Below are 382 nucleotides of genomic sequence, written 5' to 3' on the forward strand. Positions count from 1 at the left end.
ACCGTTAAGCGCCCTTTTTTTGAGGGCTTACCCTCACTTGACGTTCGACCTGCTGATATTTGGTGTTGACGTATTGCTGCAGCCAGACTTCTGAAACCTCTGCCACACGAGCAATCCCGGCTAAGGGAATCTGCTCTAACAAGAGTTTGTCGATCAAGCGCTGGGTGGCCTCATCGATGATTTTGTGTTGCGGGTCTTGCACAAACTGGCGTCCGCAGTTTTTACATTTGTGATGCTGCTTGCCGTTGTGGATGCTGTCATTGTTGACGACGTGCGCGGAGTGACACGCTGGACACGTGGGCTATGGAGAGGACATAAACTTGAATCAATCTCAATCTGATTCCAGGTTCACAGAGTTTTGCCATCGCGGCATCGCCTCTTT

The 382-nt window shown here is 50.5% G+C and carries 1 protein-coding gene; it reads right to left on the bottom strand.

Features of this window, described 5'->3' with window-relative positions; all coding sequences use genetic code 11:
• Positions 1 to 4: 4 nt before the first annotated feature.
• Positions 5 to 202 (bottom strand): hypothetical protein, encoded by a 198-nt coding sequence (locus JUK32_RS02820; RefSeq protein WP_204137335.1) that lies wholly within the window; start codon positions 200 to 202, stop codon positions 5 to 7.
• Positions 203 to 382: the final 180 nt, after the last annotated feature.

Source organism: Halomicronema sp. CCY15110 (genome assembly GCF_016888165.1).
In the GTDB taxonomy this organism is placed as follows: domain Bacteria; phylum Cyanobacteriota; class Cyanobacteriia; order Phormidesmidales; family Phormidesmidaceae; genus Halomicronema.